Source organism: Streptomyces sp. NPDC007945 (genome assembly GCF_042958885.1).
GTDB lineage: Bacteria > Actinomycetota > Actinomycetes > Streptomycetales > Streptomycetaceae > Streptomyces.
The window spans coordinates 198,338-215,889 of the sequence record NZ_JBIBJV010000005.1; the positions used below are offsets into that span (position 1 = coordinate 198,338).

General features: G+C 76.1%; 10 protein-coding genes and 1 pseudogene. 10 read left to right on the top strand and 1 reads right to left on the bottom strand.

Features of this window, described 5'->3' with window-relative positions:
• The first annotated feature begins 216 nt into the window (after positions 1 to 216).
• The 3 genes and pseudogenes from ACFZCF_RS17990 (at position 217) to ACFZCF_RS18000 (ending at position 1,630) form a co-directional block, all read left to right on the top strand.
• Entirely contained in the window at positions 217 to 840 is a 624-nt protein-coding gene (locus ACFZCF_RS17990; RefSeq protein WP_391287215.1) for a hypothetical protein, read from the top strand.
• 64 nt (positions 841 to 904) lie between these two features.
• Positions 905 to 1,075, top strand: a complete 171-nt coding sequence (rpmF, locus tag ACFZCF_RS17995) for a 50S ribosomal protein L32 (RefSeq protein WP_391287216.1) — start codon at positions 905 to 907, stop codon at positions 1,073 to 1,075.
• Between the two features lie 22 nt (positions 1,076 to 1,097).
• A pseudogene (locus ACFZCF_RS18000) lies at positions 1,098 to 1,630 on the top strand (GTP-binding protein).
• Positions 1,631 to 1,692: 62 nt separating this feature from the next.
• Here the strand turns inward: ACFZCF_RS18000 and ACFZCF_RS18005 are convergent.
• A complete protein-coding gene (locus tag ACFZCF_RS18005) occupies positions 1,693 to 3,609 on the bottom strand; it encodes a rhamnogalacturonan lyase (RefSeq protein WP_391287217.1) in 1,917 nt (638 codons plus the stop codon).
• 350 nt (positions 3,610 to 3,959) lie between these two features.
• Here ACFZCF_RS18005 and ACFZCF_RS18010 point away from each other — a divergent pair, with 350 nt between their 5' ends.
• The 7 genes from ACFZCF_RS18010 (at position 3,960) to ACFZCF_RS18040 (ending at position 17,501) form a co-directional block, all read left to right on the top strand.
• Positions 3,960 to 4,265, top strand: a complete 306-nt coding sequence (locus ACFZCF_RS18010) for a hypothetical protein (protein WP_391287218.1) — start codon at positions 3,960 to 3,962, stop codon at positions 4,263 to 4,265.
• The gene (locus ACFZCF_RS18015; RefSeq protein ID WP_391287219.1) at positions 4,226 to 4,423 is read left to right on the top strand and encodes a hypothetical protein; all 198 of its coding nucleotides are present in this window, start codon (positions 4,226 to 4,228) and stop codon (positions 4,421 to 4,423) included. Before ACFZCF_RS18010 ends, ACFZCF_RS18015 begins: the two co-directional genes overlap by 40 nt.
• A 255-nt stretch (positions 4,424 to 4,678) precedes the next feature.
• Positions 4,679 to 5,536, top strand: coding sequence for a DUF4132 domain-containing protein (locus ACFZCF_RS18020; protein ID WP_391287220.1), 858 nt, complete (start codon positions 4,679 to 4,681; stop codon positions 5,534 to 5,536).
• A complete protein-coding gene (locus ACFZCF_RS18025) occupies positions 5,533 to 10,440 on the top strand; it encodes a DNA-binding protein (protein ID WP_391287221.1) in 4,908 nt (1,635 codons plus the stop codon). The genes ACFZCF_RS18020 and ACFZCF_RS18025 overlap by 4 nt, the downstream gene beginning before the upstream one ends.
• Positions 10,441 to 10,837: 397 nt before the next feature.
• Complete coding sequence (locus ACFZCF_RS18030; RefSeq protein ID WP_388444068.1) at positions 10,838 to 11,995, top strand: AAA family ATPase; 1,158 nt, start codon at positions 10,838 to 10,840, stop codon at positions 11,993 to 11,995.
• Positions 11,992 to 15,549 (top strand): DUF5682 family protein, encoded by a 3,558-nt coding sequence (locus tag ACFZCF_RS18035; RefSeq protein WP_391287222.1) that lies wholly within the window; start codon positions 11,992 to 11,994, stop codon positions 15,547 to 15,549. Before ACFZCF_RS18030 ends, ACFZCF_RS18035 begins: the two co-directional genes overlap by 4 nt.
• Positions 15,546 to 17,501, top strand: coding sequence for a hypothetical protein (locus ACFZCF_RS18040; protein WP_391287223.1), 1,956 nt, complete (start codon positions 15,546 to 15,548; stop codon positions 17,499 to 17,501). The genes ACFZCF_RS18035 and ACFZCF_RS18040 overlap by 4 nt, the downstream gene beginning before the upstream one ends.
• The last annotated feature ends 51 nt before the right edge of the window (positions 17,502 to 17,552 follow it).

Sequence of the window (17,552 nt, forward strand, 5' to 3'; positions counted from 1 at the left end):
CGCGCCCCCGCCGAACCCTCCCGGCGGGGGCACGCGCACACCCGGCCCGCGAACTTCGACGCGCGTCCGGACCTCGACACCGCAGGGCCCCTCGCCATCCCGACGCGATTCGCCCCTCCCGCCCACGCAACAGGGGAAAGCCATGTTTCCCGCGGCGCCCCGGTGGACAGGGCGCCAGGACAGGACATTCGAGGCGGGCACGGGCGGGGGGGAATGATGGGCGAGTCGCATGACGCCGTCGGAGTGGCACTGTGCTGCTCCGCGGCCATCCGGCTGGGCGGAGCGGTGCGGGTACTGGTCGACCGGTCCGGTCTGCTCGACCACTACACGCCGATCATGGCGGGAGTGGAGAACATCAGGGCCTTTCTCGGCGGCCGGGAACTGGACGACGAACTGCGCGCCACCGCGTTCGCGGAGAGCTGGTTCCTGGAGGCCCGGCACCCCGCCGAGTTCCCCGGCCGGGCCTTCCTCAAGGACTGGGCTTCCCTGGTGTGGTGCACGGTGGTGCTGGCCCGCCCCGGGGGCGAGAGTTTCGGGGCCGCGCAGGTGCTGGACCTCGCTTCGCAGGCGGCCGCGGCCTGGCCGTCCACCGCCCCTGTCGGTGACTTCGACACCCTGGCCGCCTTCGAACGGTCCTGTCTGCGGGAGGCGGAGGACCGTCTGCGGCGGGACGGCCTGCCCGCGCTGTGGGAGCTGACGGAAGAACGGTCGCGGCAGTATCGCCGGGTGGCGGAACAGCTCACCGGACAGCCGGCCCGGGGCCACTGGCTGGCGCCTCCGACTCGCGGCGGCGGCGACGGCGACGCAGGGGCCCCGCAGACCCCCCGCAGCCCTAATTGATAATGGGTACCGTTTTCATATAACCTCGGGGCGTCCCCTCCCCCACCAACCCCGAGGAGCCCCCATGGCCGTCCCCAAGCGGAAGATGTCCCGGAGCAACACCCGTCACCGCCGCGCCCAGTGGAAGGCCAGCGTCCCGCAACTGGTGGCCGTCACGGTCGACGGCGTCGTCCACCAGGTGCCGCAGCGCCTGGTGAAGGCGTACGAGCGCGGCCTCCTCCGTCCCGAGGGCTGAGCGGTCGACCTCCTACGAACACCTGCCGGTGACGGTGCTGTCCGGGTTCCTCGGGGCGGGGAAGACGACCTTGCTCAACCATGTGCTGGCGAATCGCGAGGGCCTTGGGGTCGCGGTGATCGTCAATGACATGAGCGAGGTCAACATCGACGCCGCCCTCGTCCGAGGTGGCGAGGCCGCGCCCTCCCGCTGCCACACGTCCTGGGCACCGGGCTGTTCGACGTCGAACGGGCCCAACAGGCACCGGGCTGGGTGAAGGAGCTCAACGGCGACCACGTACCGGAGACCGAGGAGTACGGTATCCGGTTCGAACCCGCGGGCGTCGGCGGCCCGGCGACCCCGCACCTCCAGGGACTCGTCTTCATCGGCACCGGCCTGCGCCCCGGGGCCCTGCGCGCCGCACTGGACGCCTGCCTGCTGAACCCGGGCGAACCCGCCCCCGTCGAGGACGACTTCCCGGAGTGGGAGACGTACGGCATCGACGACGCCTGCGCGCACGAACTCTCCCCCGCGCAGGGACACGAGCCCGGGCACGGGCCCGCACACGCGGCCTGACGCGTCAGGCCGGACGAACCCGGGTCGGACGGTGGTCGCAGCCACGGCACCGTCCGACCCGCTCAAGGGGTGTAGACGGCGGGGCGGGGCGGGGTGGGCATGCCGGAGCCGATGAAGAAGGAGGGGTGCGGGGGCTGGTTGTAGGCGGTGTTCTGCCAGGCGAGGGCGGTGCGGTACTGGGTGTCGTGGAGCAGGGTGGTGATCCTGCTGCCGGTCGGGTGCGGCGTCGAGTAGATGCGCAGGGCGGTGTTGTCCGAGGTGCGCCAGACGACCTCTTCGCGCCAGTCGCCGAGGAGGTCGCCGGAGAGGGCGGGGGTGGCCTTGGTGGTGTTGTTGGAGGAGACGCCGGAACCGGTGAGGAGGCGGGTGTCACCGCCCGTGCCGTACTTGTCGATGCGGGTGCCGTCGAGGAGTTCGCGGACGGTGTCACCGTCCCACCACGACAGGAAGTTGATGCTGGAGGGCTCCCGGCCGAGGGAGGCGCCGGTCGCGGAGCGCAAGGTGGTGTCGGAGGCCGACCAGGCCTCGGCACCGGGGCTGCCGGCGTAGACGTCACCGACCACGCCCCGGCCGTTGTCGGCTCCGGCGGCCGTCTGCCACAGGATCTGGCCGGTGCGGGCGTCGGCGAGCCAGGAGCCGGGCTTGCTCTTGTCCTCGGAGACCTTGAAGTACTCCAGTCCCGGCCGGGACGGGTCGAGGTCGCCGACGTGACCGGCGTCGCCGTGACCCAGCCGGGTCGTCCAGAGTCCGGCGCCGTCGTCGTCGACGGTCATCGCGCCGTAGACGATCTCGTCCCTGCCGTCACCGTCTACGTCCGCGGTCGAGAGGGCGTGGTTGCCCTGCCCGTCGTACCCCTTGCCGATGTTGGTGGAGGAATTGGTGTCGAAGGTCCAGCGGCGGGTGAACCGGCCGTCCCGCCAGTCCCAGGCGGCGATGACGGTACGGGTGTAGTAGCCGCGGGCCATGATGAGCGACGGCCGGGCACCGTCCAGGTAGGCGGTGCCCGCGAGGAAGCGGTCCACGCGGTTGCCGTAGGAGTCGCCCCACGACGAGACGGTGCCACGGGCGGGGACGTAGTCCACCGTGCCCATCGCCTTGCCGGTCCGGCCGTTGAACATGGTGAGGAACTCGGGCCCGGAGAGGACGTAGCCGCTCGCGTTCCGGTGGTCGGCCGCCGCGTCGCCGATCACCGCGCCCGTGCCGTCGCGGGTGCCGTCGGCCGTCTTCACGGCGACCTCGGCCCGGCCGTCGCCGTCGTAGTCGTACACCTGGAACTGCGTGTAGTGCGCGCCGGAGCGGATGTTGCGGCCGAGGTCGATCCGCCAGAGGCGGGTGCCGTCGAGCTTGACGCCGTCGATGACGGTGTTGCCGGTGTAGCCGGCCTGGGAGTTGTCCTTGGCGTTCGTCGGCTGCCACTTCAGGACCAGGTCGAGTCGGCCGTCGCCGTCGAGGTCACCGGTGGCGGCGTCGTTGGCCTCGTACGTGTACGCGACGCCGTCCGGTGTCGTGCCGCCGGCGGGTGCCGAGATCGGCACGTCCAGGTATCCCGAGCGGAACTGCAACGCCCTTTCGGAAGCGGGCTGTTCGGTGCCGCCGACGACGGCGCGCACCGTGTAGTCGGCGGAGTCCGCGGCGCCGGTGTCGAAGTAGTTGGTCGAGGCGGTGAGGGGGGTGGAGGTGAGCTTCGTGGTGCCCCGGTAGACGTGGAACGCCACGTCTACCGGGTCGGTGGCGAGCCAGCGCCACGAGACCAGGTTCCCGCTCGCGGTGTGCGTACTGATCAGCCCCCGGTCGAGGCGTTCCACCTGGCGGGCGGTGGCGGCGTGCGCGGGCTGCGGGAGCGTGACGAGCCCGGAAACGGCGAGCGCGGCGGCGGTGACGCCGCTCGTCAGCAGCCGGCGCGTCGACCGCTTCCGGGAACGGCGGGGTGACGGCGTGGGGACGGGGGCGGGGGCGGGGGCAGGGGGCGGGGCGGGCATCGTGGCCTCCGTGGCGTGGGGGTGCTGGCCCGTGGGACGGGAGGGCTGCGTTCGTCACGTCGACTTCGCGGGGCGGGGGGGTGATGTGGGAACGCTCCCATGTCACGTGAGGGTAGGAAACCACTGACGCCCGGTCAAGAATCCTGTCGCGTCTTGTTGTTCGTCGATGTTGAGATTCGTTAATTCTCCCGGCTCGGGGCGGCAGCCCGCAGTTGCGCCACGGGCTGCGGGGAGGTGGCGACCGGCGGGGTGCGGCGGGGACACGGCGGCGGCACCGTCACGGCGCGACACGCTCACGCGCTGCTCGGCCTTCGCGGACGCCCTGGTGCTTCGCGCCTACCTTGAGCCGCATGAACGACATCGAAGCCGAGCTCGACGACTTCCTCGTCCGGTACGCCGCCGCCCTCACCTCCTTCGACGCCGAGGCGGCGGCCTCGCTGTGGGGCAGCCCGGGCATGCTCCTGGACGATCACGCCGTCGGCGTCCTGGACACCCAGGAGGCCATGGTCGCCGGACTGGAGCAGTCCTACCCCCTCTACCGGCGGCTCGGCCTGACATCGGTCGGGCACGAACTGCTCCGCCTCGACCGGCTCAGCGAGGCCGTCTCCTCGTCCGGGTGCGCTGGCTCTTCCGTGACGCCGACGGCGAACTGCTGACCGACAGCACGGGCTGCTACGTCCTGCGGCGCGGCGGGAACGGTCTGCGGGCGTACGTGTACGTTCCGGTCGACGCCGCCGAGAAGCTGCGGGCGCTCGCCGCGCGCAAGGGGGTCGACATGGACGCAGGCGCCGACCCCGGCGACAGGTCCTCGTAGCGGACCCCACTCCGGCGGTGCGGCGGGGGCGTGATCACCGTCGGCTGCCCGCGCTCCCCTACCGCCCGGGACGAGGCGTCGGCCGTGCCCTCCCGCCCCGCCTCACCGGATCGACCACCACCGCCCCGGGGGAGGGGGGCGGAGGCGTTGTCAGTGGGCCCGCATACTGTCGTGCTCATACCGCAGTTCAGGGGCGCCTCCGCCCCTGGTTCCGGCTGCGTGGACGAGTGACGTACGGGTGGAGGGGCACGGCTGATGGCGTGGCTGGAAGCGGGTGAAGGGTACGAGGTGACCCTCGGCGAGGGCGGGCGGGTGGTCGCTCGCCGGTCCGGGGGGCGGGAGTTGAAGACCGTTCCCAAGGCGCTGCGGGACGATCCGGGGGTGGACCGGCTGCGGCGGCTCTCCGAGTGGCTGGACCGGCACGCGGACGCGTGCGTGGCGCAGGTGGACGCGTGGATGGTGTCCTCCCTGCCGGTGCCGACGGCGCTGATCGCCGAGGTGTGGCCGGACGAGGCCTGGCGGTCCGCGCTGCGGGACATGGCCGTGGTGGGTGACGATCCGGACGAGGTCGGTTTCCTGAGGGACGTGTCGGAGGACGGCGGGTTGAAGGTCGTCGACCTCGACGGCGAGACGGTGCGGCTGGCGCCGCGCACGGTGACCCTGCCGCACCCGGTGCTGCTGCCCGACCTGGAGGACGTCCGGGAGTTCGCGGCCGAGCTGGGCATCACCCAGCGCGTGGAGCAGATCCACCGCGCCACCTGGACGCGTACGGAGGCGCCCGCGGCGAACGCCACGGAGGTGCGGGAGTACGCGGGCGGGAAGTTCGCCTCCCGTTTCGGGCTCGCCGCACGGGCCACCGGGCTCGGCTACCGCGTGTCCGGCGGGTACGCCACCTGCAAGGTCCGCGAGGCGGGGCGGACGACGGAGGCGTCGGTGTGGATCGGCGAGCCGTACTGGGACGGGGAGTCGGAGACCGGCGCGCTCAGCTGGCACGACGAGGACGGCCGCGCGGTGCGGCTCGACGGGGTCGGACCGGTCGCCTGGTCCGAGGGGATGCGCATGGCCGCCGCGCTCTACGCCGGCCGCACGATCGAAGAGGGTGGGAAGGCGTGACGGGCACGACCGCGACGAACGACAGGGAACTGCTGAACGCCGGGGCCGTGCTCCCGGCCGGTACCGAGGGGGCGGGGCCTGCCGCCGTGGAGCTGACGGCCCGGACGTACCGCCATCCGGTGCTCGGCGAGGACCGGGTCGTGGTGCGGCTGACCGCCGCGGAACTCGGCGCCGCCGAGGACCTGGCCGCGGGCTTCCTCGGGCTCGAACCCGCCGGCGAGCCGGTCGTGGTGGGCCTGGGCAGGCGACAGGAGCTCGGGTTCCCCGAGTGGGTGCTCGTGCACCACCCCGAGGACGGGCACCACGCGCTGGCCGTCGTGCCGGAGCTGGACCGGGTGGCGCGGCAGGCGAAGTCGAAGCCGAAGGCGGCGCTGGACGCCTGCCTGGAACTGGCCGGGCGGCTCGCCTCGTCCGTGCCCCACTTCCTGCCCGTGTTCTACGAGCAGGCCGCGCGGATCTTCCTCGCGGTGGAGAACACCACCTACGCGGGGCAGCTGTTCGGCCGCGCCCGCACCAGCGAGGCGCAGCACGGGCTGCCCGTCGACGAGGACCGGCTCGACGCGGTGTTCCTGGAGTTCGCCCTGGCGGGTGCGCTGCCGGTGAAGGTGCTGTCCGCGTACGGCAAGGAGCTGTCGGCGCGGCTCGCGCCGGAGGAGGCGTACGAGCGTTTCCGCCGGCTGTGCGTGCGCCGTACGGCGGGCGGGCTCGCGCCGTCCGCGCAGGCCACCACGGAGCTGCGGCGCCTCGCCAAGGCCGCGGGTCTGTCCGGTGGCGAGGCGGAGCAGGACTTCGTCGCCGAGCTGCTGCCGCTGCCGGCGACCCTGCGGGCGGCGGCCGGCTGGTGGAAGTCGCACCGCGCCACGCTGGTGGCGCTGGCGCGGCGCGTGCCCGCGGTGCGGGGCACGCTGCTGACGCTGACGCCGTCCTCGGACGACGGCGAACTGAGCGAGCTGTGGCTGGACATCCTCGCGGAGTCCGGCGCCGACGCGGGGCTCGTCGACGACGGGCTGCCCCAGGAGGAGCGGTGTGCCGACGGGACGGCCGGATGGCTGGAGCGTTACCACGCCGCCCGGCACCGCGGCTGGGGCCGGCGGCTCACGCCGACGGCACTGCTCGATCTGGTGGAGCGGGCGGCGGACCGGCTGCGCGCCGACCTGGCGGCCCGCCCCGAGGGGCGGCGTGCGCTGCGGATCGGGGTGGAGGACGTCAATCTGCTGGACCTGCTGCTGGCCCTCGACGTGCCGGTGACCGCGCCGGACCAGGAAACCGACCGCCGGCGGAACGCGGCGCTGGACCTGATGGACTGGCACCAGTCGGAACGGCCGAGGGACCTGGCCGCGCTCGCCGCCGACCCGCGCTTCCACCAGGCGTTCGACCGGGGGGCGGACGGCTTCCGCGGCGGCGGGCACGACGCCGACGTACTGCGCCGTCTCGCCGGGACGGCCGGCGGGCGCGTGCTGCTCGCCCGCTGGACCGCAGGGGTCGCCCGGAAGTCGGTGGCGGCCGGTCTGCCCGCCCTGCCGAACGCCCTGTCCACCCTGTCGTGGCTGCCGTCCGAGGCCCTGGCGCTCGCGCCGGACGAGGTGGCCGCGGCGGCGGGCGCCGACCTCGGCGAGACGCTGGCGCGCAGCCTGCGCGGCGGCGTGTGGGAGGAGTTCCACTGGCCCGAGTGGGAGCGGACGGTCGCGGAGCTGGCGTCGGACCCGGCCCAGCTGACCGTGGTCGAGGCGTGGCCCCACCTGATCGTGTCGAACGCCTCGCAGGTGCGGGTCATCGACGCCGACTCCACCGTCCTCACCCATGACCTGCGCATCCCCGCCTCCGTGGCATCCACGGTCCGCGACCGCGGCTTCCACTACGTGGACGGCGCCCTGCTCGTCTTCTGGATCGGCTACCGCGGCGGCCCCGTGCAGGGGTACTGGCACACGGCACCGGACCGGCTGATCACGCTCGACGACGTCAACCCGTGGTCGCTGCGCTCCTCCGAGGTCAGCCTGCCGCTGCCCGGCGGCGGCCGCACGACCGGCCGTGGTGTGCTGCACGCCGGGGACACCCGGCTCCCCGCGGAGGCCCCGGTGATCTCCGACGGCACCTCGTACTGGGTCTTCGAGAACCGCCACGGCGAGGAGGAGAGCGGCTGGGTCGAGTACGACCCCGCCGAGGGCACCTACGGGCGGCGCTCGCAGCCCGGCTTCCTGGCCGACGCGCTGCGCGGGCACGGCCCGGACGCCAGGCTCGGGGCGTTCTCCTCGTGGCTGCGGCCCGCCCCGACCGTCGAGGGCTCCGCCGTGGGCGCGCCCGTCGACGGCCTGCTGGGCTGGCGCGTGGTGCGGCTGCCGGGGAACGGCTGGCGCGCCGGTGACACCGCCGGACGCGAGGTGGTGCTCCCCGAGGGCGCCGAACTTCCGGTCGCCGCGCTGGTCTTCCCCGGCGACGACCGTCCGCGCGCGCTCAGCCGGGCGTGGCGGACCCTGTCGCTGACGGACCCGGACGGCGTCGTCACGGCGACGGCCGAGAGCGGCCGGACCGAGCTGTTCCGGACGGCGGCGTCGGTGCTGCCGCCGCTGCCCTTCCTGTACGCGCTCCGCCCCCGCGACCCGCAGGGGTCGGCCGCGCTGCGGGCCGCCGACCCGGGCACGGCCGGCACCCTCCTGAAGGCCGCCCTCGACGCGGAGACCGTCCAGGACGTGACGGCCCTCGTCAACGACTCGTTCCCCGAGGTGACCGCGCCCGAGCTCGTCGCCGGCGTGGTGAAGACGGTGCTCTTCGCCGCCCGGCAGCAGCGGTCGCTCGACGCGGTCGCCGCCCGCCTCCACCCCACGGCCGAGCCGGTCGTGGAGCGGGTCGCGGGCCCTTCCGACCGGGTCCTCGCCCAGGCGCTCAACGGCGTGGTGGGGTCCGGCTACTACCGGTGGGGCACCGAGTCGGACGTCACCCACCGCTATCTGGAGCAGCTGGCGGCGGCGTGCGCCGACACGGAGGCGGAGGCCGTTCCCGGGCGGCTCCACTTCGACCTGCCGCCGCTCCCCTGGTCGGGGCTGCCGTTCACACAGCTCCTCGACCGGCCGGCGGCGCTCGCCTACCGGGCCGTCGCGCCCGGCGCGGACGAGGAGCACCGGACGGCCCTGCTCGGTCTGCTGTCCACGGCCGACGCCCTCGGCCTCCTGTCGGCGGCCGGGTCCGCCGGCCGCTGGCGGCGCGTCCTGCTCCACCTGGGGCAGGCGCACCTGGCCGACGCGCACGGTCAGAGCCGGAACCACGCGCACCGCAGCGTGGTTCCGCTCGGCGGCGGGGCGGTCCTCGGGTTCACCGAGCACCAGGACGGCGTCGCGGACGGCCGGGAGTTCGGCGCCCTGCTGCACGACCCGAGCGGCCGGTTCGAGGTGCCCGGGCCGTACACGGTGCGCGGCAGCCTGCCCGTCGGCGACCCGGCCCGCGGCGCCGGCTGGGCGGCCGCGTTCCTGAGGGAGGCGGAGGCGCGGGGCGCGGTTCCCTTCCTGCCGGCGGCGGCCGAGGAGTTCGGCCGGCTCACCGGGGCCTCCCGGTCGCTGTCCGGGCTCGTGCTGGCCGGCATGCCCGGGATCGAGAGCCACGAGTCCAACTTCCTGCCCCTGGAGCTCCGCAAGACCCTGGGTCTGAAGGTCGCCGAGGCCGGGCAGGCCCGGGACGAGCTGCGGGCCCTGCCGGTCGAGGTGCGCCAGGAGGTCGTGGCGGCGCTGCTGCCCGAGGACCCGGCGCTGCTGTGGACCGAGGGCCCGGACGTGGCGACCGCGGCCGAGGTGTGGAACGCGCGGGTCGGCCGCCGGGTGCCGGTGCCCGACTGGCTGACGACCGAGGCGGCGCGGGCGGTGCGGACCGGCTGGCCGGTGGCCCGGGCGCTGCCCGCCCTCCTCGACCCGGCCGGCTCCCCCGAGCTGGGCACGGATGTGGCGTGGCGGATCCAGAACGACCGGCCGGAGCCGGCGGCGCCCGCCGAGGCACCGTTCACCAACGCCGTGCTGACCGGTGCCGTGAGCCTCATGACGTGGCTGGCGTACCGGCTTCCGGCGGGCGATCCGCTGCGGGCGGCACTGCCGGGCGCGCTGACGGCCGTACGTCAGCGGCTGGCGGCGCCGGAGCTGCTCATCGCCGTCGGGCACTACACCAGCCTGTCGGAGTTCCGGCGGGTGGCGGGCACGCCGACGGAGACCGCACCGGACCACGAGCGGTACGGGGCGGTGCTGATGGCCACGCACGACGGGCAGCCGCTGCCCGCGCTGCGGCCCGCGCTGCTCGACTCCACCGGCTCCGACCCGTACCTGGTGGCCCTGCGCGGGGAGGACCAGCGGCCCACGCCGGTCGAGGCGGCGCTGCGCCACTGCCACGACCCGGCGTTCGCGCGGCTGCTGGCCGATCCGGGCGCGCCCGCGGCGGGCACGGCCGACGCGGACGGCACGTGGTGGCCGCACGACCCGACGCGCTCGGTGCCCGGGCTCGTGGCGGAGGCGGCGGAGGCGCACGGCCTGGGGGCCGACGCGGCGGCGCTGTATCTGATGCTGCTGGCCCTCCCCGATCCGACGGACCGGAACACGGCCCGGTGGACGGGGTGGAAGCCGGCGCGGCTGAAGGCGGCCCGGGCCGAACTCGCCGCCACCGACCTGGTGGTGTCGGCGGTCCGGGCCCGCGCGGGCCGCTCGCTGTTCCTGCCGGGCGCCTGGGTGGACCAGTCGTCGCCGGTGCTGCCGGTCGAGCAGTGGAAGCTGTCGCTGCTCGGCCTGCCGGCGGGCGGCCGGCCCGTCCTCGGTCCGCTCGTGCCCGCCGAGCCGGTCGCCGAACTGTACGCCCGGGCATGGCAGCGCATCGTCGACGGTGACCTGCCGCGCTTCGAGGAACTGAAGGTGAAGCGCACGCGCCGACGACGCTGACCCGTCACGGCGCAGCCGGCTCCTCCTCCCGCCGAGGCGGTGCCGGTCCGCCGCGGCGGGGTCCCCTGCCGGTGGTCCCCTGCCGGGAGGGGGTCCCGCCGGCGGGGCCCGTAGGCGCGGGCCCGTAGGCGGGTCCCGTAGACGCGGGCCCGTCGGCGCGGGCCCCTTCCTGGCGGGGTCCGCAGGGGGACCCCGCTCGGCGGCGCCCGGCCCCAGTCCACGGGGGGCGGGCCTCTCCCGGGTGGGGCGCCGTGGTGGACTCACCCGGCAGGGCCGCCGGAACACGTCCCCGCTGGGAAGGGCCGCCTCGACGGGGCGGCCCCTCCCGGCCGGGCCCGCCCCCTCCTCCGTACACCGTTCGTCCCTCATCACCAGCGATCTTCCGAAGGAACCGCGCATGACCGTCACCACCGAACAGTCCGCCCCCGCCCGGCAGGTCCGGCCCGCCGAGGAGCGGTACGCGGCCGAGCTCGCCTTCCTCGCCGCGCAGGACCCGGGCCCGCGTCCGCCGGGCTGGGCGCTCACCCCGCGGGCCGTCGTCACCTTCGTCTGCGGCAGCGCCGGCGTCGAACTCGCGTTGCCGGAGCGGCGCGAGGGGCTGCCCGCGAAGCTGGAGATCGCCCCGAAGTTCGTCGGCGAGCGGGCCCTCGTGGAGCGCTGCGTCGTGACGCTGGCCGGTGACCGCGGTCTGCTGCTGACCGGCGAACCGGGCACGGCCAAGTCAATGCTGTCCGAGCTGCTCGCCGCGGCCGTCTGCGGCACCAGCGCCCTCACCGTCCAGGGCACCGCCGGGACCACCGAGGACGCCTTCCGGTACGGGTGGAACTACGCCCTGCTGCTCGCCCAGGGCCCCACCCCGCAGGCCCTGGTCGACTCCCCCGTGCTGTCCGCCATGCGCACCGGGCGGGTCGTGCGGGTCGAGGAGATCACCCGCTGTCTGCCCGAGGTGCAGGACGCCCTGGTGTCGCTGCTTTCGGACCGCCGCATCACCGTCCCCGAACTGACCGCGACGGAGGACGCCGTGGTCAGCGCCGCGCCCGGCTTCACCGTGATCGCGACGGCCAACCTCCGGGACCGGGGCGTCTCGGAGATGTCGGCCGCGCTCAAGCGCCGCTTCAACTTCGAGACCGTGGACCCGATCGCGGACGCCGACGCGGAGGCGACGCTGATCCGGCGACAGGCCGTGGCGGCGGTGCGGCGGGCGGGGGCGGAGTTCTCGGTCGACGACGCCGTCCTGGACGCGCTCGTCACGGTCTTCCGCGATCTGCGGTCGGGCCGGTCGACGGAGGGCTGGGACGTGGAACGGCCCGGCACGGTGATGTCGACCGCCGAAGCGGTGCAGGTGGCGGCGTCGCTCGGGCTCTCGGCGGCGTACCTGCCCGGTGGTGACGTCCTCGACCTGCTGCCGGGCCACCTCCTGGGCGTCGTCCGCAAGGACGACCCGGCGGACCACGCCCGGCTGCTCGGCTACTGGGACGGGCCGGTGCGCCGCCGCGCGGAGACCGGTTCGGCCATGTGGCGCCGCCTCTGGGACCTGCGCGGGAGCCTGAAGTGACCGTGCCCGACCCGAGGGCGGCCGTCGACGCGCTGGCCGCGTCCCGCGCGCCGTACCTGCTCGGTGTGCGGCACCACAGCCCGGCGCTGGCCGCCGTGGTGCCCGCGCTCCTCGACGCGGCGGACGCCGAGGTCGTCTGCGTGGAGCTGCCCGCCGACTTCCAGCCGTGGCTGGGGCACCTCGCGGACCCCGAGACGGTCGCGCCGGTGGCGCTGGCCGGGACGGGCGAGGGCGGGCGGCTGGCGTTCTACCCGTTCGCCGACTTCTCGCCCGAGCTGGCGGCGGTGCGCTGGGCGAGGGCCCGGGGCGCCGAGGTCGTCTGCTGCGACCTGCCCCTGGGCGACCCGGGCTGGTCGGCGGAGAGCGGGCCCGCCGGGCCGGGCGGCCCGGGGCGGCGGCTGTTCGCCGACGCGCTGACGGCGGCGGGAACCGGCCGGGACGGCGACGACCTGTGGGACCGGGCCGTCGAGGTGCTGGCCCCCGGATGCGCGCCGGAGGCCGTGCGCAGGGCCGCGCTCGGCGTGGGCTGGGCGCTGCGCGCCGACGCCGAGGTGCCCGCGACCGACCTGGCCCGTGAGACCCGCATGCGCCGGGTGATCACCGAGGCGGGCGCGGGCGGGCGACGGGTCGCGGCCGTGATCGGCGCCTTCCACGCCCCGGCCCTGATGGCGGCGCCCGCGGACGGGGACCCGGCCGGGCAGGAGCACGACCCCGCCGCCGGGGCGGGCGAGGCGACGGTCACCTCGTTCGTTCCTTACTCCTTCGATCTCCTCGACTCGCGGTCGGGCTATCCGGCGGGGATCCGGGACCCGCGGTGGCAGCAGGCCGTGTTCGAGGCGGGCGGCGAGCCCGAACGGCTGCGGGAGGCGGCCGCCGCCGCGCTGACCGGGCTGTGCCGGGAACTGCGCCGGGCGGGCCACACGGCCGGCACGGGCGAGGCCGCTGAGGCGCTGCGGCTCGCCTGCGACCTTGCCTCGCTGCGGGGGCTGCCCGCGCCGGGGCGCGGGGAGGTCCTGGAGGCCGTCACCACGGTGCTCGGGCAGGGCGAACCCCTGGGCCGGGGGCGGGCCCTGGCCCGTGCCCTGGAGGCGGTGTTCGTGGGGACGGTCCGGGGGCGGCTCACGCCGCACGCGCCGCGCTCCGGACTCGGCCCGTCCGTGGAGGAGGAGCTGGCGGAGCTCCGGTTGCCGCGCCCGGACGAGCCGGAGCCGCGCGAGGTGCGGCTCGACCCGCTGCGGTCGAAGCTGGACGGGCGCCGTGAGGTGCTGCTCCAGCGGCTGCTCGTCATCGGTGCCTCGTACGGGGAGCCGGTCGCCGTGGCGTCGACCGGGGACGGTACGGCCCTGGGCACCAAGTGGCGTCTGACGTGGACGCCTTCGGTGCCGGCCCGGCTCGATCTGGCGGGGGTGCGCGGGGTGACGGCCGCGCAGGCGGCCGCCGGCACGCTGGCCGAGACGGCGCGGCGCGAGGCCGCCGACGGCGGGCCGACACCCGCGCAGGTGCTGGGGGGGCTCGCCGCGGCCGCCCGCTGCGACCTGCCCGAGCTGGTCGGGGAGCGGCTGCGGGAGGCCGCCCGGGTCCTGCCCGAGAGCGCGGGGCTCCCGGAACTCCTCGGCGCCCTGGACCTGTTGGAGGGGCTGCGGCGCGGTCACTACCCGGGCACCACGGAGGAGACGCGCGCCTCCGCGGAGGCGCTGGCGGGCGAGCTCCTCGACGCCGCCGTCCGCGCGCTGCCCGGTCTCGCCGGGAGCGACGCGCCCGAGGACGCCACCGCCCTGGTGGCGCTGGCCGACCGGACGGCTGCCCGTCAGCTGGGCCTGCGGATGGACCGGGCCCTGGCGGAACTCGCCGCGGACGGTTCGCCCCTGGTGCAGGGCGCGGCACTCGCGGTCCGCGTCCTGCTGGACCTGGACCCGGCCGCCGGGCTCGGGGAGCGGGCGGCGGGGTGGATCGACGGCGCCTCGGGGCCGGAGGCCCGCCGCGCGCTGTCGAAGCGGCTGGCCGGGCTGCTCACCGCCGCCGGGCCGCTGCTCCAGGTGTCCCCGGACGCCCTGGTCCCGCTCCTGGACCGGGTCGACACGCTGGCCGACCAGGAGTTCCTCGACCGTCTGCCGGCCCTGCGGGGCGGCTTCGACGCGCTGTCCCCTGCGGCCCGCGAGCGGCTGCTGACCACGGTCGGCGAGCGCCTCGGCGACCGTCTCGACCTCTCCCTGGACGCCCCGGCGGAACTCCTCGCGCTGTGGGCGGCGGCGGACGCGGCCGGATCGGCCGCACTAAAGTCGCTGACCCTTACCGGGCCCGGACAGACGACGGCGACGGCGACGGCCACCGCGGGGGAATCGGCTCCCGTGCCGGGGGCGGATGCCGCGCCGACGGTCACGGAGGCGGGGGCCGCGACGGTGGGCGGGGCGCCGCTGCCCGTCCCGGAGCACGGGATCGGGACCGCCGACCGGTGGCGGCTGCTGCTCGGCCGCCATGCGGACAGGCTCAGCGGGCGGGCCCGCCGGTACGCGCACGCCCTGGACGAGCTGTACGGGCACGGGCGCGGAGAGGGCTCGGAAGGGCTCGACGGGGGCGCGGGCGGGACGGGCGGCGGGCAGGAGGCGTCGTTCCCGACGGCCCGCGAATGGGCGGAGGAGCTGGAGGCGCTGTTCGGGGCCGACGTCCGCGAGGAGGTCCTCGCGGACGCCGCCGACGCGGGCCGGCACGACGTGCTGGCCCAGCTGGACCCGGCGTCCGTGCGCCCCTCGGTGGAGCTGCTGTCCTCGGTGCTCTCGCTGGCCGGAGGCATGCCCGAGGCCCAGCTGGCGCGGCTGCGACCGCTGGTGAAGCGGCTGGTGGACGAGTTGTCGAAGGAGCTGGCGACCCGGGTGCGTCCGGCCCTGACCGGCCTCGCCTCGCCCCGGCCCACCCGGCGGCCCGGAGGCCGCCTCGACCTCGCCCGCACCCTGCGGGCGAACCTGGCGCACACACGGCGCCTGGACGACGGGCGGGTCGTGGTGGTCCCGGAGCGCCCGGTGTTCGGCACGCGCGCGTCCCGGCAGGCGGACTGGCGGCTGATCCTGGTGGTCGACGTGTCCGGCTCGATGGAGGCGTCCGTCGTGTGGTCGGCCCTGACCGCCGCCGTGCTCGGCGGCGTCCCGACGCTTTCCACGCACTTCCTGGCGTTCTCCACACAGGTGGTGGACCTGACCGACCGGGTCGAGGATCCGCTGTCGCTGCTCCTGGAGGTGCGGGTCGGCGGCGGCACGCACATCGCGGCGGGCCTCGCGCACGCCCGTACGCTCATCACCGTGCCCAGCCGCACCCTCGTCGTCGTGGTCAGCGACTTCGAGGAGGGCGCGCCGCTCTCCGGCCTCCTCGGGGAGGTCCGCGCGCTGGCCTCGTCGGGGGCGCACCTCCTCGGCTGCGCCGCCCTGGACGACGCGGGAGCGCCCCGCTACTCGGTGCCGGTGGCGCGCCGACTCGTCGCCGCCGGGATGCCGGTGGCCGCCCTCAGCCCGCTCGCCCTCGCCCGTTGGGTCGGCGACCGCCTCCGTGGAGAAGCCCGTTGAGCACCGCATCCCTGCCGCCCGTCGCCCCCGAGGTCCTCGCCGAGGCCGTCGAGGCGCTGACCGCGCGGCTCCGCAAGAAGCTCGACGCCGCCGTCGCCGAGTGCGCCGGCAAGGCGACGGAGGGGGCCGACGGCACCGTGGAGGTGCGGTTCGGCGAGGACACCCTGGTGACGCTCGCACCGGGGCCGTCGGGCGCGGTCACCGAGGCCGGGCAGGCGGTGTGCACCTGTCTGCTGGCCCCGCGCTGCCTGCACCGCACGGCCGTACTCGGCGCGGCGCCGCTCGCGGACGCGGAGGCGTTGCCCGGGGTGGAGGCGGAGGCCGCCGAAGCCGCGGCGGATGCCCCCGGACAGGGGGACGCCCGGGCCGCGGAGCCTGTGCCGGCCTCCACCGGCGCGTCCGGATCCGGTCTCGACGCCACCTCTCCCTCCGGTCCCGGTCGCGGCCCCGGTCCCGGTTCCCTTTCCCGTTCCGGCCCCGGTCCCCATCCCGCTCCCAGCCCCGGTCCCGTCGAGGACGTCGTGGCGGTGTCCCTCACGCCCGCGCAGACGCGTGCGGGGGCGGCCCTGTGGCGGGCCGCGTCCGATGCCTTGGCCGCGGGGGTCACCGCGGGCGGGACGGTCATCCAGGCCGAGCTGCTGCGTGCCGCGCACACGGCACGGCTCGCCGGCCTGCCGCGGGCGGAGGCCGCGGCGCTCAGAGTCGTACGCGGCCTGCGGAACGCGCGGGAGCGGGGCAGGGAACAGCGGTTGTCCGATCTGACGGCCGCGTTCCGGGAGCTGCTCGCCGGCGCGTTCGCGCTCGCGTCCGGGGCGGCGGGGCCGGGTGCCGTGGGTGGCGCCCGTCGGGCGTACGAGAAGGGCGGCAGCCTGCGGGTGCTCGGACTGTGCCGTGAGCCGGTGCTCTCCGCGACCGGGTACGGCGGGGTGACGACCCATCTCCTCGGCCCCGAGGGGGCGTTCCACACCGTGTCCGACGTGCGGCCGGGCGGCATCGGGCGGGCCAAGGGCGCGGGCACGGCGTCGGTCGCGCTCGGCGGTGCCGTGCTCGACCACGCCGGGCTCGCGCGCGGCGGGCTGCTGATCGCGGGCGCGACCGTCTCGGCGGACGGGCGGCTCGGGGCGGGCCGGGGCGTCCGCGCGACCCCGGTGCGCGGGGTGGACTGGTCGGAGGAGCCGGTCGCGGCGCTCTTCGCCCGGCCGGTACGGGAGGCGGTGGCGGCCGCGCTCGCGGCCGGCGCGGAGGCGGACGGCGGTACGGGGTCCGAGCTGCTCGGCTGCGACGTGGAGGTACTCGGGGCGACTGAGGACCACGTGGTGGCCCGGGTCCTGGACGGCGGTCCCCTGGTGCGGCTGCGCGTCGCCCACCCGCACCCGGAGCTCCCCCACACGGCCAACCTACGGCGGATCGGCGGGTACCCCGGGCTCGCCCTGCGGGTCCTGGGCCGCCCCGACCCGGACCGGGCGGCGACGCTCCGGCCGCTCGCGGTGGCCCCGGTGCCGGGCGCGTCGCACACGCTGCGGCTGCCGGAGGAGTGGTTGGGTCGGGCGGACCTGGGCTACGACCGGCTCCAGGGCGACCACTTCCCGCGCCCCGAGGCGGGGGCGCCGGCGCCCGTACCGGTGCCCGGTGGGCCGGATCCGCTGGCCGACGCGCCGCTGTGGCGCGTCCGACGGCTCCTGGAGACCGGTGTCGCGGGCGGGCGGCGGGCCGTCGCCGAGGCGGCCCGCGGCGCCGACCGGGCGGCCCTTGCGGTGCCGCTGCGCCGGGCGGGGCTCACCGGGGCCGCCGAGCTCGCCGAGGGGTTGGCCGCCGAGGCCGACCGGAGGCCCCGGGACTCCTTCGGCCGCCTGGTCGACGCCTCTTCCGACGGCTACGCCCGCGCGTGGCTGGCCTCCGCGGTCCATCTGGAGGCCGCCGAACGCGCCTTGGTCCTGGCGTCCTGGTCCTGACCGACCGTGCCGGACCGGGGTGCCCCGAGGCCCGAGGGGCACCCCGGTCCT

What these genes read in the sequence shown, in the direction of transcription:
- ACFZCF_RS18010 (WP_391287218.1), top strand. Translation starts at nt 3,960, where the DNA reads ATGAACGACATCGAAGCCGAGCTCGACGACTTCCTCGTCCGGTACGCC.
- ACFZCF_RS18020 (WP_391287220.1), top strand. Translation starts at nt 4,679, where the DNA reads ATGGCGTGGCTGGAAGCGGGTGAAGGGTACGAGGTGACCCTCGGCGAG.
- ACFZCF_RS18030 (WP_388444068.1), top strand. Translation starts at nt 10,838, where the DNA reads ATGACCGTCACCACCGAACAGTCCGCCCCCGCCCGGCAGGTCCGGCCC.
- ACFZCF_RS18005 (WP_391287217.1), bottom strand. Translation starts at nt 3,609, where the DNA reads ATGCCCGCCCCGCCCCCTGCCCCCGCCCCCGCCCCCGTCCCCACGCCG.
- rpmF (WP_391287216.1), top strand. Translation starts at nt 905, where the DNA reads ATGGCCGTCCCCAAGCGGAAGATGTCCCGGAGCAACACCCGTCACCGC.
- ACFZCF_RS17990 (WP_391287215.1), top strand. Translation starts at nt 217, where the DNA reads ATGGGCGAGTCGCATGACGCCGTCGGAGTGGCACTGTGCTGCTCCGCG.